We start from the raw sequence: 22,613 nt of genomic DNA on the forward strand, positions 1-22,613 counted from the left end.
GCTTTGAAGCCAAACGTGCTATAATCTTGCCAACAAAATCAAGTCGCGTTTATAAAGGAGATGACCGTATGCTGATCATTTTGGAGAAAATTGGCTGGGGAATGCTGGCACTGACTGGTTTTGTCGGTGGCATTATTGGGTTGGCACTGCCCGTAATCCCTCAGGTACCATTTTTCCTGCTGGCGCTGTTTGCGCTCTCTAAGCTGTCGCCCCGCTTCCATCGCTGGCTCACGAGTCGCCATTGGTATCAGCGCATGGTCGTTCCAGTATTGGAAAAGTTCCATGCCAAGCGCCAAACCAAAAAGCGCGTACTGATCAAAGCGGAACAAGACTAAGCAAGCTGATCAAACAAAAAGGATTTTAGCATGAGGCTAAAATCCTTTTTATCTTGACTGTTTGTTTTTAGGGACGTCACGGCTAACCATGGTCATCGCTGCCAATGCCAGACCGAAAACGATCAAGAAGACATCAAAATAGCCAAACCAGGTTGACCAGCTGCCTTGATATAAAATCGCTGACAAAAAGATCAGTACTCCGCCCCAGAAGAAGACGTCCTTATAAAATTCTCGATTAAAACGCATCTGACAAACCTTCCTTAAGTTAATTGTTTGATTAAACTATCTCTAGAAGATATTGTAAACCCTTTCGACCGCTAATTTCAATTCAAAACCAACAGCGGCTGTTCAAAGATGATTGCCTAGCCAAACAGTCGTGCCCAAAAGCCCTTCTTTTTTCTTGGCGGTTCGGCAACTGCTGAACGTTCTGGCTCCGCTGCTGCTTCCTTGGCAAAGTCGGCGTCTTCAAGATAAGGATCGGGCTCGCCAATCCACTTGAAAAAGGCATCCTCTTTGATCTCCATAAACTTGCCGCGCTTGCCATTGATCCCATCGACACAGATCTCAACCGGCAGCGCGTTACGGTACTCTTCAATACTGTCGGCACTAAAGCCGTTAAAGGTATTGAGCTTAGAGATGTCAAACAGCAGACTGTGCTTATCGGCATAGTGCTTAAAGTCCTCAGTCTGCGTCAGATACAGCTTGGCCCACCGACTCCGCGCGCTTTCGCGAAAATCGTCGCAGATGGCATCGGCAAAGAAGTCAGGTAATGGCAGATCCGCCATCTCATAATATTCTTTGAAAAGCTTGCGCGTATTGGCCAAAAAGTCCAACCGCCCCGTCTGTTTATCAAAAGTCCGCCATGGCGTCTCATCGTCACTGAGCAGCGTGGCCATTCGAACGACAAAATCCTTGAAGAGCGTGTTGTTTAGCGTCTGCCGGACGTTGTAGATATATTTGTTGGCCTCGCCTTTTTGCGCCTCGTCAATCACCTTGTCGATCTGCAGGTAGTAGGTCCGGCGCGCCGTTTCTCGCAGCATGGTGAACCCGGAGTCATAATTGGTCGTACCAATCAAAGGCGCCACGGCATGTGGATGGTTGACCAGATCATTCATGGTGTCAACGATCAGATGCCGACTGTATTGATCCTGCTGGAAGAAGTAGGGCTCGATCTCATCGACCAAGACTGGGTAGGTACTGCCGGTCTTCATATAGTGCTCTAACGCCTGAACCGTCTTCAGCTTCTTTTGCGGCGTCTCGGTTGGATAGATCGTACCAAAGTCAATCAATGAGCGGTCCGTATTCCAGGTCAGCTGATTGATGATTCTAAGCAGCGTTGACTTGCCTGAGCCTGCCGTAGCTCCCAGCACCAAAAAGTTGGGAACGTCATTGCCGTCTTCCGGATTAAGACTGGCCTTGGAGCGAATCTCCCATAAAAATGGCGCCGTAAAGCTGTATAAAATGGCCTCATAAAAGCGCCGGCCATAATCAGGCGTGTAGTCGACCACGTACTTGGCATAGCCCTGCATAACGGCATCAATACTCTTTAAGCCGTCGCGGATCTCACTGATGGTGGCCAGCTTGCCAAATGGAATTGGATAGGTTCCCGCATCGTTTGGCACGTACAGGCCGCTGTTGTCATTGGCCAGATTCCGCTCCATTGGCCGATCATACAAAAACGTGGTGTATTTTTTCTCGGCGGAGCGTTCCTGCGGCGTCATATCAGTCATCAGCGTCTGCCGCACTCGTTTATAGATCTTTTCGCGCGTCTTAAGCGTTGGCTTGGCCGCACGTGGCGAAACCGAGTCTTTTTGCAGGTTGAAGATGGCATCATGTTGATGAATCGAACGCTCCAGCTCATCTTTTACCAAGGCCCGATCAGTCGTAATGTCGCGCATGGCCTTGGTAATCTCCTGGCCGACGATTCCCCGATCGATCTGCTGCTGGACATCATGTGAAATCAGCTCGGTCATATCGGCAATCGCGATTTGGTCAGTCGTCTCATTGCCAAGAATGATCACGTTGCCGACATCCTTACCGGCTTTTTGATCCTTTTTCATGGCATCCAGCTGTTTTTGTGCGGCACTCAGCAGCTCAGTGGAAAAATAATTTTTTAAGACTGGTTTAAGATCATTCTTAAACCGTTGCATAAAATTAGCATATAAGGGACTATTATCAAACACCAGTACTTCTTCAAGCTGATTGTGATGCTCATCAAAAGAAGCTGCGGTCAGATTAATGCTGCCCAGGATTACCCGCGTCTGAGCGCCGGTATCATCGCTAAGCAGATAAAAGCGTGAATGAATGGCCTGCACGGGAGCCTGCTCAACCGTGTACAGACCATTCAGCACGTTCAGCTGATTCTGCCCGCTCAAAGCCTCAAACAAACGCGCCGGCTGCTTATTGGCAACGGCCAGCAGTGCATTCGTCAAAGCACCTTTAGTGGCCGTCTCATCCGCAGTCTGTGGCGTTGTCTGTTCTGGAGCACCCAAGGCAATCTCAACTTGGATAAAGTCGCTGAGATGCTGATTGAAAAAGTCGGCATCCAGCTCTCCGGTAACCGCCGTCAAGCGACTGAAGCGGCGAGTGTCAAACAGCTGACGAATCGTCAAGCGTGGCACCTCTTGATTATTAAAAACGTAGTGGACCCGTCGTCTTTGACTGGCCGAATTTTGCGTCGTCGTACTCATAAACTGGTTCCTTCTTCGTCATCGTTTTATACTATGTTCCATTTTGCTGTATTTTTATAACGTTTGCAAGTTTTGGACCTAAAGAATGACAGGCAAATTTATGTGCACTCACCAGGATTTTATTTTATGCAAAAACCAAATTACTCAAAAATTCTGTGAATTCTATAATATGTGCATTAATTGCAAAAATTGTTTCGCGAAACCGTTTATCTATAACGTTAAAAATTTCAAATTTTTTAGTTAGATTTAAAAAGAGGGGGTGCCGGAAATTTTAAATATAGGCGAGAATATCAGAGCCTTCCGTAGAAGCCTCGGGATAACACAGGAAAAACTTGCTGAAGAAAGCGGTTTGTCTGTCAATTTCATCTCACGATTAGAGAGAACAAGTGATCAAAACGTCAGCATCAAAACACTTAACAAGATTGCCCACGCCATGCAAATCTCAACTGCACAATTGGTCGAGGACAGTCAGCGTGACCGCGAAACCTCTCTTTCAGTTAATCAGTTAATCTACCAGCTAAAATCGATGGATCCACAGCAGGCTGATAAAGCAGCCTATGCGATTTTACAGTTGATTGACGCGATTAAAGACACACAGTAAAAGAAACAGTCGACGTAATTTTTCGTCGACTGTTTTTTATTAATTGCTTGCCGTTACGGCGCCAGTTGCGTAATTGACTACGATATTATTTTGAACGTTAGGCACAAAGACATTAAACTCAAGACTGCCATCACTGGACTTGGCTTCAATATGCGCGCCTGATGGAACTAGATTGGCACCATCATAAATATCGGTTACCCGATAGCGCACCTTCTTGTTTTGGTCCAGTGCCTTTCTGACCAGTCCTTCATAGTAGTTCTGCCCGGTTGAGCTCTCGCTGGCCGCCTCATTGGCCCAAGCCGTCTGCGTGGCGATGTTTTTCGGATTCGACTCTGAGGCATCAAATCCTGAAATTCCGCCAACCAGCGCGTAACCCAGCAGGTGGCCGCGGTCATAGGCATGTGATGGACCATTGGTAAGATTCGTTGCCTGTAAAAAGCCCGCTGGTTTCCAACTGGTAGCGCCGTTGCCGGTCTGGTCACGACTGCGATACTGACGCGTCGTCTTATTCAGCCAGGCCTCGCCTCGCCATGCTCGCCCGCGGCTGTCGGTATAGTTGACGGCATATGGCGCGCTGCTGACGCTGGCATTCAGCTGGGTCTGGTTATTATTGACAATGTATGCACCATGCCCATTCCAGGTCAGACTGCCGCCCAGCTGCTGCTTAACGCCTTCTGACAAAACCGAGGCGGCCTTGGTCTGACTGGGCGTGATCAACGTACTGGAACCCTGCTGACTGCCAGTTGAGCTGCTGGTCTTGTTAACCAGGCCATTCAGCTTTTCTTTTAACTGACTGGCTAAAACGGCTGAACTACTGGCGGTGCTGGTAGCCGTGGCTGAATTGCCAGTCTGCGTCCCCGGCTTGATCAGACTGCTGAGGGCAAACAAAACTACGAAAGCCGTCAGCCAATGCAGGACTCGACGCGTTTTCTTCTTCATTTATTCCTCCTTGACTATCAAATGATTATTAATATTGCAGTTTCTCGTGTTTAAATGCTTCTTTGACCATCCTGCCCAACAGCTTGGTGCTCTCAGTCAGCGAGACCTGCGCCATCTGCTCGTTGACTTGCGTCAGTTCGGCACTGACCTCATCGACTGTCTGCACATGCGCGTCGGTTTGGGACTGCAGCTGACGACAGGCCGCCATAACCGTCTGCTCAAAATTTTCTTCCATCATTTCATAGCGCTGATAGTTCTGATCGCCCAGCGCCGCCAGCGTATGCGTCAGCCAATACATATTCTGCGGATCAAAGTCGCTGGTCGTATTCTTATATGGTGCCGGCGTGTCTTCAACGTTAGCGTAAAACGGCACCACGGCATTAAACGTATTGGGACCAAACGCCAGCCAGTGCACGCCCGCAATCGAGGCCGGTACATGGTTTCTGATCTGCAGCATGTGAATTTCAAGATTGCGGTTTAACGCGATCGGGCGATATTTGTGTTGATCATTTGCAGATCCCTGACCATATGGATCAAAGTCGGTATGCTGAAAATGCATGCTCATTGCCTGCTTGATGTCTTCAATCGCTAGTTTGCGCTTTGGATGACAGATAAACGGCAGATCCTGGTCAGTCGGGAGTTTTGGTTCGTCATCGCTCAGCAGCTTTTGCACGTACCAGGCGCGCGGATAATTATAGCGGGCATCGCTGGCCGTACGACTGCCAAAGATCTCGCGCAGGTTAAGACCGTGCTCAGGATTCAAGTGATAACGATTGATAAATGCCGGCAGATCAGCGGCGTACATAGCTGCATCGCTTTCAAAGTCATAATCGGTAATGTTGAACTGATTTGGCGCAATTACATAGGCATCATCGGGAATCTTTAAAGCCGCCCAGTGATGACCGCCAATCGTTTCAAAATACCAGACCTCATCTTGATCACTAAACGCAATGCCATTGGATTCATAAGTACCATATTTTTCTAAAAGATGGCCCAGCCTTTTGACGCCTTCGCGAGCCGATTTGATATAAGGCAGTACCAAGGTGACAAAATCCTCTTCGCCAATCCCGCTGTCCGCATTGTACGGATCGGCTCCTAATACGCGAGCATTGGTCGTAGCGGTTTCGGTTGCAGTCATGGCAACGTTGGCGGCATTGATGCCACCAGCCGCAAAGACACCGGCGCTATCATCGGCATCAGGCACGGCCGTATACTTGAGCGGATTTTCCGGCAGCTCAAGCGTAAAGCTGGTCGTCTTAGAGGCATAGTGGCGCGGCTGCTCTTCTGGCTTGACGACAACAAAGCGCTGTGGATCAAACGCGTTGCCATAGTCTTCTTGACGACAGATCAAAGTCGATCCATCAATCGTGGCCGCCTTCCCAGCCAAAAAAGTCGTACAGGTATGTTTCACTGCGATCCCTTCCTTAATTCATGATTAATAAAAATTATAGCATACTGTCCCTGCTAAAAAGCGCCTGGCCAATTGACCAGACGCTAATTTAATTTCCATTAATGTTTCTTTAAATGATGCTCATTTTCAAAATCAGCTTCTTCGCTGGCCTCAGGTTCTTCATGCTTGCGGACCCGAATAAAGTAGATCAGCGACATGATTGCCAAGAAGACTACCCCGACCGAAACTGAAACCCGCGTATCCGGATTGATAAACATGAATGCCAGAATAACCAGCAGGGCTGCCGTGGCAAAATAGTTGTAGAACGGATACAGCGGCATCTTAAATGGGTGGTTCTTCATTAGATCGGTATTTTGCTTTCTAAACTGCAACTCAGAAAGCAGGATGACGAACCAAGGCACCATCCCGGGCAGAACCGAGGCACTGTAGACGATGACGAACAGGTTGGAAGCCGTTTTGCTCATCTGCGTCAAAATGGTGTTAAGGATAAAACCAACCAAAATCCAGCCGGCAATCGTTAAAATCGCGACGTTTGGCACCACGCGCTTGGACAGCTTGGAGAAGAATGGCGAAACCTCATGATCAACCGACAGCTTAAACAGCATCCGGCTAGCACTGTAGATTCCCGAGTTGGCACCCGACATTGCTGCCGTCAACACGACAAAGTTGATCAGACCAGCTGCTCCCGTGATGCCGACTTTTTCAAACGTTTCAACAAATGGGGAACCAACCGCGCTCAGCTGATTCCAAGGATAGATGGAAACGATGACGAAAATAGCTCCAATGTAGAAGATCAAGATTCGCCAGATAACGGATTTAACCGACTTAACAATGGCTTTTTGCGGTGAGGCCGTTTCCCCTGCCGCAATCCCCAGCAGCTCGATTCCTTGATAAGACCCAGCAATCACTGCCAGCGAGAAGAAGAAGCCTTTCCAGCCATTCGGGAAAAAGCCGCCGTGCGACCAAAGATTGGACAGGCCGACTGGATGCCAGTTGTTGCCTAGACCAAAGACGATCACCATCAAGCCGACTACGATCATCAAGATAATCGTAACGACCTTAACCATGGCAAACCAAAATTCCAATGATCCATAGGCTTTTGCCGAAACCAGATTGGCCAGTGTTAAGATAACGATCAGAATAATACCTGAAAGCCAGTCTGGCAGATTTGGCCACCAATAGTTCAAATACTGCGACATCGCAATGACGTCCGAGATCCCGACAATAATAAACTGAAAGACGTTGCTCCACTTAACCAGATATCCCGACAATGGATTGATGTATTTGGTACCATAATCGGCAAACGATCCCGTGCCCGGATTCAAATAGATCATTTCCCCCAAGGCCCGCATCATGGCATATAAAATCAGGCCAACTACGGCATAGGCCAACAGAACGGATGGACCAGCCCATTTAATGGTTGAGGTGGCCCCCATAAACAAACCACTACCGATCGTCCCACCAATGGCGATCATTTCCATCTGGCCAGTCGTCATTGACCGGCGCAGATGATTGTTGTTCTGCTCTTCCATAATAAAACTCCTTTATTTTTAACCAAACAAAAAGCCGATCGAATCCACCCATCTCAATCCCACTTAAGATTTAACAAGTGGTTGAGCGGATTCGATCAGCTGTTGGCTGCATTATTGATATCCAGATTGAAGAACTCAACCACTTTAGTTTGTTGTGGTTGAGGTGGAGGTTAGCTGAATTAGACACATTTTAAACTGCATGTTTAGCATTTCAACTTCCTCCTTAAAACTTAGTATGCTATTAGAATAGCATTAGAAAACAATTTATGCAACTCATTTATCCATGTTTAAGAAATTAGTGACGAATCTGGCCATTACCGATGATCTGATACTTGATCGTCGTCAACTGCTCCAGCCCCATTGGCCCTCTGGCGTGCAGCTTTTGCGTACTGATGCCGATCTCAGCCCCAAAGCCAACCTGACTGCCATCCGTAAACCGTGTTGAGGCGTTGATGTAGACGCAGGCTGAATTGATCCGGTTCAAAAAGGCCTGTCCGCTTGCCAGATTATCGGTAATAATGGCTTCTGAATGGTGGGTACTGTGAGCATTGATATGCTTGACGGCATCATCAAACGAATCAACGACCTTCACTGCCATGATCAAGTCATTATATTCAGTATCCCAATCAGCATCTGTAGCTGGCTGCATGTCAACGATCGCCTGGGCCCGCTCATCGCCGCGCAGCTCGACGCCATGAGCCCGCAGACTCTTGGCCAGGACCGGCAGATAGGCAGCGGCCACGTCTTGGTGAATCAACAGCTTTTCGGCCGCGTTGCAGACGGATGGCCGCTGCACCTTGGCATTGACCACGATTGCCTGCGCCATTTCCAGCTGCGCATCCTTATCGACATAGATGTGGCAGTTGCCGGCACCGGTTTCGATTACCGGAACCGTTGCCGTCTTAACTACGCGCTGAATCAAGCCACGGCCGCCACGAGGAATCAAAACGTCCAGATAATCGTTAAGGTGCATCAAGTCGCCGGCCGTTTCGTGACTGGTATCAGTTATCAGCTGTACGCTGTCTTTTGGCAGATCCTGGTCTGACAGCGATTGCCGCAAGACATTGGCCAAAGCGGCATTGGTATGCAGTGCTTCCTTACCGCCCCGCAGAATTACGGCATTGCCGCTCTTAAACGTCAGGGCCGCGGCATCAACGGTAACGTTTGGCCGTGCTTCAAAGATAATACCGATTACGCCTAAAGGAACGCGTTTTTGTAGAATCTGCAGCCCATCAGCCGTGTACCAGCCCCTGTCGATCTTGGCAACTGGATCTGGCAGCTGCGCGACGGTCTTTAAGCCGGCCGCCATGTCTTCAATGCGCTTTTCATTGATCAGCAGCCGATCGGTAAACTTCTTTGGCATATCAACTGCCTGCTGCATATCAAGCTGATTGGCCGCGATAATTTCTTCTTTAGCGGCTAAAAGATCCTGGGCCATCTGCAAAAGGGCCTGGTTTTTGGCAGCCGTATCCAGCAGCATCAGTTCCTGTTCGGCTGCCTGAGCGCGCTGGCCCATTTTAATCAATGTCTCGTTCATTTAAAATTCCTCCTTGTCAGTTGCTAACGGCTTGATTGAATGACGGCCAAAATGCGTGCCAATTGGCTGACCATTGACCACCTTTAAGATTACCCGCGGATCCTGACCGTTGCACAGGACCATTTGCCGATCCGCGTTTAAAATCGTTTCGGCAGCTTTAAGCTTGGTAACCATTCCGCCCGTGCCAAAGCGCGTTGACGAACCGGTCGCGCTCAATCTGATTGCCGGGGTGAGTTCTGCAACGTTTTCAATCAGCTTGGCATCGGCATTTTTGTGCGGATCCTTGTCAAACAGACCATCAATATCCGACAAAACGATCAGCAGGTCCGCCCCGATCCGTGTGGCTACCAAAGCCGAAAGCTCATCATTATCGCTGAAGGTCGTGTGATGATCCAGCTCGTCGACGCTGACGGGGTCGTTTTCATTAATAATGGGAACGATCTTTTGCTGCAGCAGAGCCTCAATCGTGTTCAAGACGTTAGTGCGATTGAGCGGATATTCCAGATTGTCGCGCGTCAACAAAAGCTGCGCGATTCGCGTCTGATAGTCCAAGAAACGCTGAGAATAGATACGCATCAGCTCGACTTGTCCTAAAGATGCCAAGGCCTGCTGCTCAGCAATGGCTGCCGGCCGCTGCGTTTTATTCAGACTGGCCAGCCCCGCCCCCATGGCCCCCGAAGATACCAAGACGACCTGATAGCCGGCATTGTTCAGTGCAGACAACGAATAGGCCAAGCGATCAATTGAAGGTAGATTGATCCGCCCGTTTTTCATTACCAGACTGCTGGTCCCTACTTTGACGACCAGCCGCCGAATCATTTTTGCTTCCATATACTTACCTCGTTAAGACAAAAAGCACGCCCTTAATCGAGACACCAGTGACGGCGGTACCATTCTCGTTTAAAGACGTGCTTTACCCTTTTAAAAAAATATTTCAATGTAGTCAGCTCGCGACAGGATTTCGGATGCTTGCTCGCCTTTGCAGCTACCGGCGATTCTCTGAACGACCCTTAATTGATTCGCGATGATATTATTTGAACTATAAAATGCTTTTTGCCAATTGTCAAGCAGATGGCTTAGTAAATTGCCGAGTGGACGACGCGTTCGATATCATCAACGATCTGTTCCGGCGTCAAGTGGTACCATTCATAGAGTACTTCCAGCGGCACGTTGTCAGCAAACTCACGCGGCGCGCCAAAGTTTAAGACTTTCATGTTGGTTGGTCCATAGTAGCGGTCGATCGTTTCGCCAAAGCCGCCGCTGAGATTGCCATCTTCAATCGTAACGACGATGTCATGATCCTCTTGCAGATAGTGCAGATCACGCTGGTCAATGCTGGTAACTGACTTAGGATTGATCAAGGTGGCATCGATATTGAGCTTTTCCTTCAGCTGCCGACAGACCTCCTCGCCCAGCTGCCAGAAACCGCCCACGGCCATGATAGCAACCTCGCTGCCATGATGAGCAATGTCATAGTCAATCGTAGCATAGCTGTCTTGGGAAGGCGTGCCGTGCAGCAGTTCGTGTTCTGGCTGTCGGATGACCACTGGCGTATCGTTTTGCTTTAAGGCCCAGCGCAGCATGGAGATCATTTCTTCGACGTTGGTTGGCGCCAGATACTCAATATTTGGCAGACTGCTGATGTATGAGATGTCAAACGTGCCTTGATGCGTGGCAGAATCTGAGGAAATCGTGCCGCCACGAACGATCATGACAATAGGATATTCGTTTAAGGCCACGTCATGTACCAGTTGATCATAGGCCCGCTGCAAAAACGTGCTGCTCTCAAACAGAACGGGCCGCGCGCCGCCAGCTGCCATAGCCACTGCCGTCGTTACGGAATCGGGTTCGGCAATGCCAACGTCAAAATAGCGCTCGGCATGGGCAGCTTTAAAGCGTTCCAGGTCAAACATCCCAGGAATTGCAGCATTGATGGCCACAACCGGCTTGCCGGCTTCGACCTGGGCATTAAGCTCATCAATCACGGCCGCGCTGTAGCTTTCTTTTGGTGCCGACTGCTTGCTTTCACCGGTCTGCAGGTCAAACGGCGCGCGCCAGTGGTATTTCTTCTGATCATCGATGGCTGGCTGATAACCCTTACCTTTTTGCGTATTAACGTGCAAAACGATTGGGTGATCAATGTTTTTGACCTCTTTAAAGACATCAATCATCGTCTTCAAGTCGTTGCCGTCTGCCACGTAGCGATAGTCCAGCCCCATGAACTTAAAGATGTTGTTGGCTGATTGTCCCTGCGTATCGCGCAGTTCCTTTAAGCCGCGGTACAAGCCGCCTTGATCCTCATCAATCGACATCTGATTGTCATTGACCAGAATGATCAGATTGCTCTTGAGCTTGGCAGCATTGTTCAAGCCTTCAAATGCCAAACCGCCGGAAAGCGAGCCATCGCCAATGACGGCCATCACGTTTTCATGACTATCAGGATTTACCAGATCACGAGCCTGTGCCATCCCGACTGCCAAAGCGATCGAAGTGGAAGTATGCCCGACCTTAAAGAAGTCATGCGGGCTTTCGCTTGGATCGGTAAAGCCGCTGACGTCCTCATAATGATCAGGATCCAAAAATCCCAGCTTGCGGCCAGTCAGCATTTTGTGCGCGTAGCATTGGTGCGAGACGTCCCAGATCACCTTATCGTGCGGGGAATCAAACACATAATGAAATGCAATCGTCAGCTCCATCACGCCCAGGTTGGGACCGACATGCCCGCCGACTGCACTATCACGTTCAAGTACCAGCCGCCGCATTTCTTGAGCCAATTCCTTGAGCTGATCCAGGTTCATCGATTTGATGTCTTGGGGCTCGTTGACTTCATTCAGCAGGAAATCCGGATGTTGATTCATTTCTTCCACCTCTCAAATTTACAAACGATCTTCTTAGCTATCTATTTTACAACACTTCATGAAATAAAGAAAACGGTTGGTAATTCCTTTAATTTGACGGCAACCAAAAAGATTCGTAACATTAAGTAAGCATTGCTTTAGAAAGGAGGAGCAGGATGTCAAATCAAGCCATCGAAAAGCTGTCACCATTTAAAACCCTGACCGATGAACAGGCTCAGCTGGTCGATGAGGTGATTTTGTTTGCCAAGCAGCACTTAACGCAGGATTTTCCCGCTGTCTATACGATCCTGGGTGATGCCGGCACTGGTAAGAGCGTCGTCTTGTCACACCTGTTTGCTCGTCTGCAGCAGGCCGCCCGGGTTCAGTCAGACAGTCCTTTTTACGGGACGCATAACTATTTTTTGGTCAACCATCCCGAAGTCCTTAAAGTCTACAAGCAGATTGCCGGACCAATCAAAACTTTGTTAAAAAAAGACTATCAGCGGCCAACCTCGTTTATCAATCAGCTGGACAAAAACAACGCCAATGCCGATATCGTAGTCATTGACGAGGCGCATCTATTGTTAAGCAAGCCTGATCACTATAATAATTTCTACCATGAAAATCAGCTGCTTGAGATCATTAAGCGCGCTAAGGTCGTTGTTTTGGTATTTGATCAGTATCAGGTTCTGCGCATGAAGAGCTTTTGGACTTTGGAGCGCTTAAATGAGCTGATCACGCCTTATCCACACCAAAGCTATCAGCTCAAGCACCAGTTTCGCATGACGGCTTCTGACGATCTGATTGCCTGGTTCAACCAGCTGACCAACGGCTTGATTGAGCCCCTGCCTAAAAACGCTTGCGATCACTATGATTTTCGTATTTTTAACGATGCAGAAAAGATGCGGCAGCTGATCGTCAAGCGCAACCAAGAAGTCGGCCTGTCCAGAATTCTTTCAACGTCTGGCTATCCCTCAACTTTAGATGGCGGCAAGCACTATATCTGTGAAGGCGACTTTAAAATGCCTTGGGACCAGTACAACTTTACTGCCACACCATGGGCTGAGCTGCCGCAAACCATTGATGAGGTCGGTTCAATCTATACCTGCCAGGGTTTTGATCTCAATTATGCCGGCATCATCATTGGACCAGTAATCAGCCAAAAGCCTGGTACCAATCAGCTGCAGGTCAATCTGGATCGCTTTACCGATACTGAGGCCTTTAAAAAGCGTGCAGACTTGACGGATCCCGACCAGATCATTCATTATGAGAAACGAATGATCCTAAATGCTTTAAACGTAATCTTAAAGCGCGGCGTTAAAGGAACCTATCTGTATGCTCATGATCCACTGCTGCGTCAAACGCTTTTTGAGCTGAGCCAGGCACTGAACGCCTAACCGATAGAAAGAAGATACCCCGATGCCTCAAAAACTACATCTTAACAGTCGCTGGCTGACGATTCTGGCCGGCATCTTTGCCATGATCGTCTTGATTAAGGTCGGTTTTGACTACTGGCCAGAAATCAAGCTGCTGATGCATCCGACCCACGAACACCGCGTCATGCTTACTAAGATGATTCGTGATCACGGGGCCAAGGACTTTCTGCTTTTAATGATGGTCATCGCGCTGCTTAACGCGATCCCAGGCATGTCAATTGCCGCGGTATGCATTCTGGCCGGCGTCTGCTATGGACCTTGGATCGGCCTTTTGATCAGCTGGAGCGGCAACATCCTGGGGAATCTGGCAGTTGCCTTGCTGTTTAGCCGCGTGCATCTGTCACAAAAACTCAAGAAGCATCAGCTGCTGCAAAAACTGCTTAATCAGCCCCACCCCCGCCTTGGCCTGATTATTGGTTATATGATTCCAGCCATTCCCAACGCACTGGTCAACTACTCGGGAGTCCGGCTTAAGGTCTCACCGACACAGATGCTGCCCTTGATTGCCCTGGGAATGCTGCCATGCTCATTTATCTACGCGTTTGGCGGCAATGCAATTTTTAGCGAGAACCTTGCTCAGCTGGTGATTTTCGCGGCTTTGATCATCATTTTGACGCTCGTTTCAGTTGGTGCCCACCAGCATCATAAACGCGCCAGCAGTCAAATCAAACAAAAACAGCTGAGCGAATAAAACGGAAATGCGACCCAGCGTCCATTCCCGCTTTATTTTTGCCAATTAATCTTAATAAGGAGTTTTTTATGAGTTCGCAATCAAAACGGACCATCTGGATTTTGTTGGTCTGTCAGTTTCTAATCTGTCTTGGCATGAGCCTGATCTTTCCCGTCATGCCATTTATCAAAAAAGAATATAACTTTTCGGCCTTTGAAATGGGGCTGATGTCCTCTTTGTTTGCCCTAGTTCAATTCATCGGCTCCCCAATCGTCGGGCGTATCTCTGACAAAATCGGTCGTAAGCCATTGATCGTCTGGGGACTGTTGGTTTTCGGCCTGGCCGAGTTTGTTTTTGCTCTGGCTGGTCACCTTTTCTGGTTCAATCTTTCACGGGCGTTTGACGGACTGTCAGCAGCCATGGTCGTGCCGACTTCAATGGCATTGGCTGCCGATCTGACCTCATTGAAGGACCGTGCCAAGGTAATCGGCTGGCTGTCGGCTTCCTTTAGCGGTGGGCTGATTCTTGGGCCCGGCCTTGGCGGCATCTTGGCCAACTTCGGCTATAAGGTGCCATTTTGGATTGCCGGTATTCTTGGACTGATCAGTACTCTGGTGGCCTGGCTTTTACTGCCAGGCGATCAAAATGAGGAATTCAAATCGCATACCGAAGACGTTCAAAAGGATCTGCAGGACAGCACTTGGACGCAGGTCAAGTCACTGCTCAGCCCGGCCATGACGACCGCGTTTTTAATGATTTTTGTCGCGGCATTTGGACTGGCCGGCTTTGAAAGCATCTACAGTCTTTACGTCAATGAGGTCCACCAATTCGGGCTGGGCGCGATTGCCACCGTTCTAACGCTAAACGGGATCATCTCCTTGATTCTGCAGGTCTTCTTCTTTGAACGCATGGTACTCTGGCTAGGAGAGGTCAAGCTGGTACGCTGGGCCTTTTTGCTGAGCGCAGTCGGAACGGTCGTAGTTATTTATGATCATTCGCATTGGCAGATTATCATCGCCACCTTGGTCGTATTTGAGGCCTTCGACTTGCTGCGGCCGGCGATCACAACGCTTTTGACCAAGATGAGCGAGCAGAATCAAGGTCTTTTAAACGGCATCAACATGTCACTGACCAGCGTTGGCAACATTATCGGTCCTTTGATCTCTGGGGCGCTGCTGGATATCAACTACCAGTACCCGTACCTGGTCGTGGTAATGTTTTTAGCAGTTGCCTTTTTGATCAGTTTTGCTTTGAGCAGACTGATTGCTCGCCATCAATTTGGCTAAGATCACACTAAAAAATGGCACTGGCTGCAGATCCAGTGCCATTTTCATTTTTATCAAGGCCGCTGCTTTGCTAACGGCGACCATTAATCAGGTTATGCCAGTTATACGCAACGCTGAGCTGAGCTGCCAGCCGTGATGCGTAGTCGTGATGACGCTCAGTATCTTTTAGCGCTATGTCTAAGGCCTTCAGATTATCCGTAACGATGCCATCGACTCCCATTAAGGCAGCCTGACGCATGGTATCAGGATCATCAACCGTCCAGACGCAGATTGGCTGGTGCTTGAAATGCAGCTGAGCAATCAGCAGTGGATTGAGCATCGAATATTCAACGTTCCAGCCGACATATCGTGATGGCCAGCCTAAAACGTAGGGCTGAATCGCCATGACTGCAAGCTTGGGATTCAATCGATGCAGCTTTTGGACCGCGTAAAGATTCATTGAGTGCAGCCAGGCATGATTCTCCTGCAGCCGTCTGCCATAACGCTGATTAAAATGCTGCAGCATTCGCGGTGAATCAGCAGGTGTCGTTTTGATCTCAACCAAAAGCTTTTGCCGATGTTTTTGGGCAAACTCCAAGTACTGATCGAAACTGACCAGGTGCGCACGGTGCCCGTTTTCATCAGCCGCCAGCCCTTGCAGCTGCTTAAGGGTTAGTTGACGCGGCTTACGGTTGATGCCCGTTAACTGGCGCAGATTCTCGTCATGCATCACCACAAATTTCTGATCGGCCGTTTCGTGAACGTCAATTTCAATATAATCAGGATGCAGCCGCCGCGTTTTTTCCGCAGCCGGCAAAGTGTTCTGCACGCCATCTTTTTGCGTGACGCCCCGATGCGAGATGGCCACGGGCTGATGCCAGGCGACCGGCAGACTGACGATACTGGTCATTAAGATCAACACCGCAATCATCAGCCAGCTTCCCCTGCCTAACCAGAGGGGAAAATCAGCTGCCGGCAGATTTTTAGGCCTTTCATCTGATGATTGCCGGCTAAGCACCATGACTACCAGTGCGCCGATCAACAGCCAAAAACTGCCGCCAAGCATCAGCGAGCGGAAAATGATCGCAATTCCCCACACCCATTTCCCAGGAAATATTTCCAACCCGTTCAAAATCAGCAGCAGCAAATGATTAAGTCCCCAGCCAAGCAGACTCAAAATCAACACCCCGCCCAGCGTACTCAGCGCGTTTGCTAATCCTTGCCAACCAGCGTTCGGGTTTTGCCGTGCCTGTTTAAGCGTGATCTGATCGGCTGCCATTGCAACCAAGTCAGGCAGCGTTAAAAAGCCAATCGTCAGCACTGCCAGATAAAACAGCACCACTATGATCAGCAGCCAGGTTTTGCGCGTCAAAAAATCAAGCATCAGGGCTGGATAATTCAAGTGTCCCCAACGCAACGCACAGAATAATCCCTGGCCCAGCGGCATCAGCCATAAGAAATTGATCAAGACCATCATTACCCAGTCAGGCCGCAGCCAAAAGGACATGTTTTTCAGCAGCACCGACCAGGCAAACCGACGCTGACCAATCAAGATAATGCCGTAAATAGCCAGTCCCCAAATCGTACTCAGCCAGATCAGCCATAGACAAAGACTGCCAAGACTCCCAAGCAGGACCAGGGGATGCGATGCTAAAAGCTCCATGGCCGTCAGCTTGGAAACGACTGGTACCTGCCCCTGCTGACTCAGACTGGTCATGATCAGTTTAAAAAGCGGCCCGACGATTACTTGATCAATCAATACGATCGTCAATAAAAAGCCGCCATAGCTCAGCCAATGATCTCTATATTCGGTCAGATTGGCTTTGATTTTTTCCATCAACAAATTTATCCTCTCAATTATGGTTCATTACCATCTTAACCCAGGCAGCCGCAAAGTAAAAGGACTCACTCGTTATCGACGAGGAGCCCTTTAAAGCTTGCCTATTTTTGTTGTTTTGTGGGCTTGAAGCCGCGCTTTTGTGCATTGGCATAAAAAGCCCAGGCAACCAGGCCAAAGAAGATCGGCCCAAATACCGTCCAAAACGCGGTTTGATAATCATGATCCAAGATTGGCTGCAGACAGGTAAAGATGATACCGATCGCTACGACCAACCAAACGATCGCCGAAACCCAGTTGGCTGCTCGCTGCGTCTTAAAGAACACAAATGGCCGATCCAGGTCCTTGATCTTCTTAAAGAATGGGAAGGCCCCGACTAAGAACAGATATGGTGCCGAGGTTGCGACGTTGGACATATCAGTCAGAATCAGATAAAACTGTTGCGCGGCCGAACCACCAAAGCTGACGGCAAAGATGATCACACAGATGACGATTGCCTGCATCCACATGGCAAAAGCGGGCATATCATGCTTGTTGAGCTTAGTCATCTTAGCTGGCCAAAGTCTTGGATCAGAGCCCATGATAAAGGACTTGATCGGTGAATAGACCATCACGAAGAATGAGCCAATGTAAGCCAGCCACATTGCCAGACCGGTAAACCGCGTGAGGAGATTGCCCAGCAGCACCGCCGTGGCATGCGACAACCCCAAAGAACTGCCCAAGACCAATCCGACGTTGTTCATCAGGGCGTAGGAGATGTTGCCAAGGTTGACGTTTTCTTTACCTAAAACGCGCTCCCAGTTGGTTGACATCCCCCACATAAAGATCATCAACGCATACAGAACCGTAATTACGATCATACCGATCATCAAAGCTCTTGGGAACGTCTTTTCTGGTTTTTCAACCGAATCCATCACGCCCCCCATTGACTCCATGCCACCATAGGCAAAGACGGCATAGACCATGAACGAAACGACGGCGACGCCAGATTGGAACTGTGGATTAGGCGAAGCGACAAACGAGTGCAGACCATGAATCGGCTGCATCATCGCGCCATGATTGCAGATCCAGATGATTAGACTGGCAACGATAAAGACGCCGCTTAAGATCATGACGAACGTTCCGCCCACGGCCCCAACCTTGGCAATCTTGTCAACCCCGCGGCTGCCCATGTAGGTAACGAAAATCATCCACAAGATTGCCAAAATGCCGACAAACTGCGTGGAGGTTAGGCCAAAGAAATTCCAGCTCTGCGTTTTATCTGAACCAAAGAAGAAGGCTGACATTGGAATCCAAACCTTGGCAGCCGTCGAGACCATCCAGACAACCCATGAACACAGCCAGATAAAGGTCCCGATAAAGGCCATCTTTTCGCCAATTGAAACCTTCAGCCATGAATAGATGCCCCCTTTGGCACTCTTCAAAGCCGAGCCGTATTCAGCAAACATCAAAGACGATGGCAGGAAAAAGAATAATGCTGCCAGAATATACCAAATAATCGAGGCATAGCCCATTTGATCATAAGCAACGGTCGTATTGGCGAAACCAAATACGCACGTGAAAATCATCATGGTCAAATTAGCCAGCCCGATCTTCTTTTTATCTTGCTCCATTGCAAAATAACCCCTAACTTAATGAATAATTGCTGCCTAAACCAGTTAAACTCATATGCATAATTATACTACTTTTATTTGATTTTAGGGGTAAAAGCAGAAAATAGATCCCGTTTTTGTTCAAAATTAACAAAAATATCTTAGATAAAACGAATATAAAATGTATTTTATGCGAACATTCCCAGCCAGGCAAGCCCCAGCCCACCCAACACGCTGATCAGCACATATCCCCACCAGCGCGCGGTCTTACCTTCATCAAGCATCACCAGCAGCTCCGTATTAAAGGTTGAAAAAGTCGTATAGCCACCCAAAAGCCCCGTCGTCAAAAAAAGACGCAGACTATCCGTCATTGCAAGCTTTGCCAGCCAGCCCATCAAAAAAGAGCCGGTCAGATTAATGAATAAAGTTGCGATTGGCCAGCCAGATCGGCCCCATCTTTTCCAAGTCAGCGTCAAGATCCAGCGCAAGGATGCTCCCAAGCTGGCCCCAAAACCAATTAAAAGCATTTCAGTCATTGTTTCGCTCCTGATTTAAACGCAGTGCCAGTTTAAAGCCGCCCAGTGCCATTAAAAAGCCGCCCAGCAGGTTAATCACCAAAAAGCCCGCCCCAGCCAAAAAAGATTGCTGCAGCAGCTTAACGGACTGCAGCGAAAACGTGCCAAACGTCGTAAACGAACCGACTAAACCGGTACAGATTCCCAGATTCAGCCAGCCGGTCAGCTGCTCTTTTAAAACGGCATGATAGGTCAGAAAAGCCAGTAGAAAACTACCAGCCAGATTAACCAGAATCGTCCCCCAAAAGCCACCCCAGAGCTGACCGCAACCCGCGCGCAGACAGCCGCCGACAAAAGCAAACAGCATCACGCTAAGCAGATTTTTAGTCAAGATTACTCACTTCCTTTTAAATTCAAACAGTCTGTTTAAGCTTATCATAGACTGTTCAAGCCGGATCATGAGTTCTATAATTAATTCGATCAATAAATTGAAATGAGGTCTCAACCTATGAAAATGCGTCGCATCGATCACGTCGTCCTAACCGTCAGTGATCTTGAACAGTCCCGCCGCTTCTATCATGAAGTCTTTGACATGCCGGTAATCGACCAGCAGACCAAGCCTGGTGTCGTTACCCTGCGCTGTGGACATCAGCTGATTCGCCTGCAAAAAGCCGATCGCGATGCCCTGGTAGCCCACAAGCCAACCATTGGCAGTGCGGATCTTTGTTTAGTGGCCAACGACCCGATCGAAGCCATCTTGCATCATTTGAGAAGCTATTATGTCGATGTTGTCGCTGGCCCGGTCGATCGGCTTGGCGCAGAAGGTCCCATGCAGTCGATCTACCTGCACGATCCCGACCAAAACCTGATTGAAATTGCAGTTTATGAAAATAAATAATTTCTACTTGGCAAATTAAAAAAATAGGCTTAAACTTTTAAAGCTTATCTTAAATTTCAAGAGGTGAAGAAAAGTGAGTGAAGCTATTTACATGCGCAAGGCTACTTTAAACGATCTGGATACGGTAATGGAAATCGTTGAAAATGCCCGCGCGCTTTTGAAGGCTGACGGCAGCGAACAATGGCAGGGAGAAGACGGCTACCCGACGCGCTTGACCTTTCAAATGGATATCGAAGGCGGCTGCTGCTGGCTTTTGATGTATGGCAACGAAATCGTTGGGACGGCAACTCTGATGACGCAAGGCGATGCTCATTACATGCATATCGTCAATGGTAAATGGAATCGTCCTGGTCACCCGTTTGCCACGATTCACCGCGTTGCAATCTCTGGCAAATACCGCGGTAAGCATTTTGCCAACTACATTATGAGCCATATGATCACGCTGGCTTATGACGCTGGGGTCCGCAACTTCCGCATTGCTACTCACGATAAAAACGACCGCGTTCACAACCTAGTGCAAAACTTCGGCTTCGTCAAGCGGGGACAAGTCTACACTGGCCCGACTGATCGCGACCTGCGCAACGTCTATGAACTGAATCTCGACTAAAAACAAGTACTCTTCGTCAACGCGGGGAGTGCTTGTTTTGCTATAATGAAGCTAATGATTTATCAAATAAGGACGTGATTTTTCTGAATGAAGAAAATACAACGATCAGCCAAAAGACTCGTCTCAAGCAGATCATTAAAGTCTTAAATCAACATTCGTTTCTAACCAACTTTTATCGGCAAAAACACCCAGAAGAGATCCGGCAGGCTTTAGAGGAGCTGGGGCCAACCTTTATTAAGATCGGTCAGCTGCTGTCGACTCGCCCCGATCTGGTCTCACCAGACTACATCAAGGAACTGCGTCAGCTGCAGGATCAGGTTGACGTTGACTCATATGCGACCGTTGAACAGACTTTTGAAGAACAGACCGGCAAGCGGATTGAAGATGTTTTTCAGACATTCGATCAGACGCCTTTTGCCTCAGCTTCAATTGGACAAACGCATCATGCCACGCTCTTTGATGGTACGAAAGTCGTCGTCAAGGTCCAGCACCCTGCCGTTACCCAGTTGGTGCAGACCGATCTGGCATTGTTTAAACGCGCGTTAGGCATGGCCGAGCACGTTCCAATTGATTTTTCGGTAATTGATCCTAAACGAGTTTTAGACGAGCTGAGTACATCTTTGCTTCATGAGATCGATACGACGACTGAGGTTCAAAACGGCCAGGAATTTTACCGGCTCAACAACGGCTTTGATATCATCGAAGTGCCCAAAGTCTATCCTCAGTACTGCACGCAAAAAATTCTGGTCAATGAAGCCATGCCGGGAAAAAGCATCAAGCATTTGATGAACGAAAAAATGCCGCTTGATGAAACCAGCGCGGCCAGGCTTAAAGAACGCAATCATTATCTGGCGCATGTTCTGGTCGAAAATTTTATCAAGCAGGTTTTCGAGGATCATTTTTTTCATGCCGATCCGCACCCAGGCAATGTTTTGTTTTACGACCTGCCCAAAGATGATCCCAAGCGTAATGCAATGGCAAAGGATCTCAATTACCAAAAACAGCTGGGCCGTCACGAAATCGAAATTCAAAAGGATCATCCCTTGCCGCCCTATCGCTTGGTCTACCTTGATTTTGGCATGATGGGACACCTTTCACCTAGTTTAACGGACGGCATTGCTCAGGTTGTAATCGCCCTTAACACCAAAAGCGCCCGCCAGGTTGGTCAAGCAATTCTCGGCATTTGTAATCGGACTGGCGAGGTTGATGAGCAGGAATTCTATAGTCAGCTGACCGGTTTTTTGGCTCCTTATCTCAACACGGGCTTAGGCGGTATCGATCTGCCGGCAATGCTGTTTCAGATCATCTCGCTGTGCCGACAGAACAATCTGCAGGTCAAGCCTGAAGTCACGCTTTTGATCAAGGCATTCAGCTCAATTGAAGGCATCGTAGCCGCGCTTGATCCTGAAATGTCATTGATGGAGGTTGCCAAGCCATTTGCCAAAAAATATCTGCTCAAGCACTTCAACTGGAGGGACTCACTAGAAAGCAGCATTTGGCAGGCCCGGCAAACCGCCCTCGATTCGATAGCTATTCCTTCGCGCATCAATGATCTGCTGGAGGTTTTAAGTACTGGTCAGGCCAAGATCAACTTTCAATATAAAGATCAGGCGCGGGTCTTGCGAAATCTGGAGCGCATGCTGAATCGGCTTTTGATTGTCATCGTATTAGCGGCAATCATCCTGGGTTCTTCAATTCTGGTTGAAGGCAGCGCTGGTCATCCCGCCATCTTCAAACTGGGGACGGCTGGCTACACGATCGCCATCATTATCATCATTGGTCTTTTTTTAGGCGAGCTGTATCGTTTTCTTAAGAAACATCATAAAAAACGCTTCTAACGAAAAATTCCCGCTCAGATCGAACGGGAATTTTTTAATTATGCCTATCCATCCCGTGACTTTAGTCATGGGA

General features: G+C 48.6%; 20 protein-coding genes. 8 read left to right on the forward strand and 12 right to left on the reverse strand.

What is annotated here, in order from left to right:
* Positions 1–68 precede the first annotated feature (68 nt).
* Complete coding sequence (locus FC47_RS07970; RefSeq protein ID WP_045025535.1) at positions 69–335, forward strand: DUF454 family protein; 267 nt, start codon at positions 69–71, stop codon at positions 333–335.
* A gap of 48 nt (positions 336–383) precedes the next feature.
* Here FC47_RS07970 and FC47_RS07975 read toward each other — a convergent pair whose 3' ends face one another.
* Positions 384–581, reverse strand: coding sequence for a hypothetical protein (locus FC47_RS07975; protein WP_048345120.1), 198 nt, complete (start codon positions 579–581; stop codon positions 384–386).
* A gap of 116 nt (positions 582–697) precedes the next feature.
* On the reverse strand, positions 698–3,025 hold the full coding sequence (locus tag FC47_RS07980) for a phospholipase D-like domain-containing protein (RefSeq protein ID WP_056968568.1): 2,328 nt from the start codon (positions 3,023–3,025) through the stop codon (positions 698–700).
* Positions 3,026–3,284: 259 nt separating this feature from the next.
* Between FC47_RS07980 and FC47_RS07985 the strand changes: the two genes are divergently transcribed.
* Positions 3,285–3,626 (forward strand): helix-turn-helix domain-containing protein, encoded by a 342-nt coding sequence (locus tag FC47_RS07985; RefSeq protein WP_045025376.1) that lies wholly within the window; start codon positions 3,285–3,287, stop codon positions 3,624–3,626.
* Positions 3,627–3,665: 39 nt separating this feature from the next.
* On the opposite strand, the gene FC47_RS07990 is transcribed toward FC47_RS07985, so the two are convergent.
* The 6 genes from FC47_RS07990 to FC47_RS08015 all read right to left on the reverse strand — a co-directional run bounded on the left by FC47_RS07990 (position 3,666) and on the right by FC47_RS08015 (position 11,903).
* Complete coding sequence (locus FC47_RS07990) at positions 3,666–4,565, reverse strand: DNA/RNA non-specific endonuclease (protein ID WP_056968569.1); 900 nt, start codon at positions 4,563–4,565, stop codon at positions 3,666–3,668.
* Between the two features lie 28 nt (positions 4,566–4,593).
* Positions 4,594–5,976, reverse strand: a complete 1,383-nt coding sequence (locus FC47_RS07995) for a C69 family dipeptidase (protein ID WP_056968570.1) — start codon at positions 5,974–5,976, stop codon at positions 4,594–4,596.
* A gap of 98 nt (positions 5,977–6,074) precedes the next feature.
* Entirely contained in the window at positions 6,075–7,508 is a 1,434-nt protein-coding gene (locus FC47_RS08000) for an amino acid permease (protein WP_056968571.1), read from the reverse strand.
* Positions 7,509–7,803: 295 nt separating this feature from the next.
* Positions 7,804–9,045 carry a glutamate-5-semialdehyde dehydrogenase gene (locus FC47_RS08005; protein WP_056968572.1) on the reverse strand — a complete coding sequence of 414 codons (1,242 nt, stop codon included), beginning with the start codon at positions 9,043–9,045 and terminating at the stop codon, positions 7,804–7,806.
* Positions 9,046–9,876 carry a glutamate 5-kinase gene (gene proB / locus FC47_RS08010; protein ID WP_045025381.1) on the reverse strand — a complete coding sequence of 277 codons (831 nt, stop codon included), beginning with the start codon at positions 9,874–9,876 and terminating at the stop codon, positions 9,046–9,048. It lies immediately after the preceding gene.
* Between the two features lie 245 nt (positions 9,877–10,121).
* Entirely contained in the window at positions 10,122–11,903 is a 1,782-nt protein-coding gene (locus FC47_RS08015) for a 1-deoxy-D-xylulose-5-phosphate synthase (protein WP_056968573.1), read from the reverse strand.
* Between the two features lie 155 nt (positions 11,904–12,058).
* Between FC47_RS08015 and FC47_RS08020 the strand changes: the two genes are divergently transcribed.
* From FC47_RS08020 to FC47_RS08030, 3 genes are all read left to right on the forward strand, one after another.
* Complete coding sequence (locus FC47_RS08020) at positions 12,059–13,279, forward strand: DUF2075 domain-containing protein (protein WP_033935365.1); 1,221 nt, start codon at positions 12,059–12,061, stop codon at positions 13,277–13,279.
* A 22-nt stretch (positions 13,280–13,301) separates the two neighbouring features.
* Entirely contained in the window at positions 13,302–14,009 is a 708-nt protein-coding gene (locus tag FC47_RS08025; protein WP_056968574.1) for a TVP38/TMEM64 family protein, read from the forward strand.
* Positions 14,010–14,077: 68 nt separating this feature from the next.
* Positions 14,078–15,274, forward strand: a complete 1,197-nt coding sequence (locus tag FC47_RS08030; protein WP_056968575.1) for an MFS transporter — start codon at positions 14,078–14,080, stop codon at positions 15,272–15,274.
* A gap of 70 nt (positions 15,275–15,344) precedes the next feature.
* On the opposite strand, the gene FC47_RS08035 is transcribed toward FC47_RS08030, so the two are convergent.
* From FC47_RS08035 to FC47_RS08050, 4 genes are all read right to left on the reverse strand, one after another.
* Positions 15,345–17,090: a glycerophosphodiester phosphodiesterase gene (locus FC47_RS08035; protein ID WP_056968576.1), complete on the reverse strand. Its 1,746-nt coding sequence runs from the start codon at positions 17,088–17,090 to the stop codon at positions 15,345–15,347.
* Positions 17,091–17,194: 104 nt separating this feature from the next.
* The gene (yjeM, locus tag FC47_RS08040; RefSeq protein WP_033935361.1) at positions 17,195–18,703 is read right to left on the reverse strand and encodes a glutamate/gamma-aminobutyrate family transporter YjeM; all 1,509 of its coding nucleotides are present in this window, start codon (positions 18,701–18,703) and stop codon (positions 17,195–17,197) included.
* Positions 18,704–18,870: 167 nt separating this feature from the next.
* A complete protein-coding gene (locus tag FC47_RS08045; protein ID WP_235804006.1) occupies positions 18,871–19,218 on the reverse strand; it encodes a fluoride efflux transporter FluC in 348 nt (115 codons plus the stop codon).
* Positions 19,211–19,588, reverse strand: coding sequence for a fluoride efflux transporter FluC (locus FC47_RS08050; RefSeq protein WP_056968577.1), 378 nt, complete (start codon positions 19,586–19,588; stop codon positions 19,211–19,213). Before FC47_RS08050 ends, FC47_RS08045 begins: the two co-directional genes overlap by 8 nt.
* Before the next feature lie 117 nt (positions 19,589–19,705).
* Here FC47_RS08050 and FC47_RS08055 point away from each other — a divergent pair, with 117 nt between their 5' ends.
* The 3 genes from FC47_RS08055 (at position 19,706) to FC47_RS08065 (ending at position 22,540) form a co-directional block, all read left to right on the forward strand.
* Positions 19,706–20,095 (forward strand): VOC family protein, encoded by a 390-nt coding sequence (locus FC47_RS08055; protein ID WP_033935360.1) that lies wholly within the window; start codon positions 19,706–19,708, stop codon positions 20,093–20,095.
* A 73-nt stretch (positions 20,096–20,168) separates the two neighbouring features.
* Entirely contained in the window at positions 20,169–20,702 is a 534-nt protein-coding gene (locus FC47_RS08060; RefSeq protein ID WP_225431116.1) for a GNAT family N-acetyltransferase, read from the forward strand.
* A gap of 77 nt (positions 20,703–20,779) precedes the next feature.
* Positions 20,780–22,540 (forward strand): ABC1 kinase family protein, encoded by a 1,761-nt coding sequence (locus FC47_RS08065; RefSeq protein ID WP_056968580.1) that lies wholly within the window; start codon positions 20,780–20,782, stop codon positions 22,538–22,540.
* Positions 22,541–22,613 lie beyond the last annotated feature (73 nt).

The organism is Limosilactobacillus mucosae DSM 13345, assembly GCF_001436025.1.
GTDB classification, from domain to species: domain Bacteria; phylum Bacillota; class Bacilli; order Lactobacillales; family Lactobacillaceae; genus Limosilactobacillus; species Limosilactobacillus mucosae.

Excerpts from the sequence above, each read along its gene's own strand:
- FC47_RS07970 (WP_045025535.1), top strand. The coding sequence starts at position 69 with ATGCTGATCATTTTGGAGAAAATTGGCTGGGGAATGCTGGCACTGACT.
- FC47_RS07975 (WP_048345120.1), bottom strand. The coding sequence starts at position 581 with ATGCGTTTTAATCGAGAATTTTATAAGGACGTCTTCTTCTGGGGCGGA.
- FC47_RS07980 (WP_056968568.1), bottom strand. The coding sequence starts at position 3,025 with ATGAGTACGACGACGCAAAATTCGGCCAGTCAAAGACGACGGGTCCAC.
- FC47_RS07990 (WP_056968569.1), bottom strand. The coding sequence starts at position 4,565 with ATGAAGAAGAAAACGCGTCGAGTCCTGCATTGGCTGACGGCTTTCGTA.
- FC47_RS08000 (WP_056968571.1), bottom strand. The coding sequence starts at position 7,508 with ATGGAAGAGCAGAACAACAATCATCTGCGCCGGTCAATGACGACTGGC.
- FC47_RS08005 (WP_056968572.1), bottom strand. The coding sequence starts at position 9,045 with ATGAACGAGACATTGATTAAAATGGGCCAGCGCGCTCAGGCAGCCGAA.
- proB (WP_045025381.1), bottom strand. The coding sequence starts at position 9,876 with ATGGAAGCAAAAATGATTCGGCGGCTGGTCGTCAAAGTAGGGACCAGC.
- FC47_RS08015 (WP_056968573.1), bottom strand. The coding sequence starts at position 11,903 with ATGAATCAACATCCGGATTTCCTGCTGAATGAAGTCAACGAGCCCCAA.
- FC47_RS08020 (WP_033935365.1), top strand. The coding sequence starts at position 12,059 with ATGTCAAATCAAGCCATCGAAAAGCTGTCACCATTTAAAACCCTGACC.
- FC47_RS08025 (WP_056968574.1), top strand. The coding sequence starts at position 13,302 with ATGCCTCAAAAACTACATCTTAACAGTCGCTGGCTGACGATTCTGGCC.
- FC47_RS08030 (WP_056968575.1), top strand. The coding sequence starts at position 14,078 with ATGAGTTCGCAATCAAAACGGACCATCTGGATTTTGTTGGTCTGTCAG.
- FC47_RS08035 (WP_056968576.1), bottom strand. The coding sequence starts at position 17,090 with ATGGAAAAAATCAAAGCCAATCTGACCGAATATAGAGATCATTGGCTG.
- yjeM (WP_033935361.1), bottom strand. The coding sequence starts at position 18,703 with ATGGAGCAAGATAAAAAGAAGATCGGGCTGGCTAATTTGACCATGATG.
- FC47_RS08045 (WP_235804006.1), bottom strand. The coding sequence starts at position 19,218 with ATGACTGAAATGCTTTTAATTGGTTTTGGGGCCAGCTTGGGAGCATCC.
- FC47_RS08055 (WP_033935360.1), top strand. The coding sequence starts at position 19,706 with ATGAAAATGCGTCGCATCGATCACGTCGTCCTAACCGTCAGTGATCTT.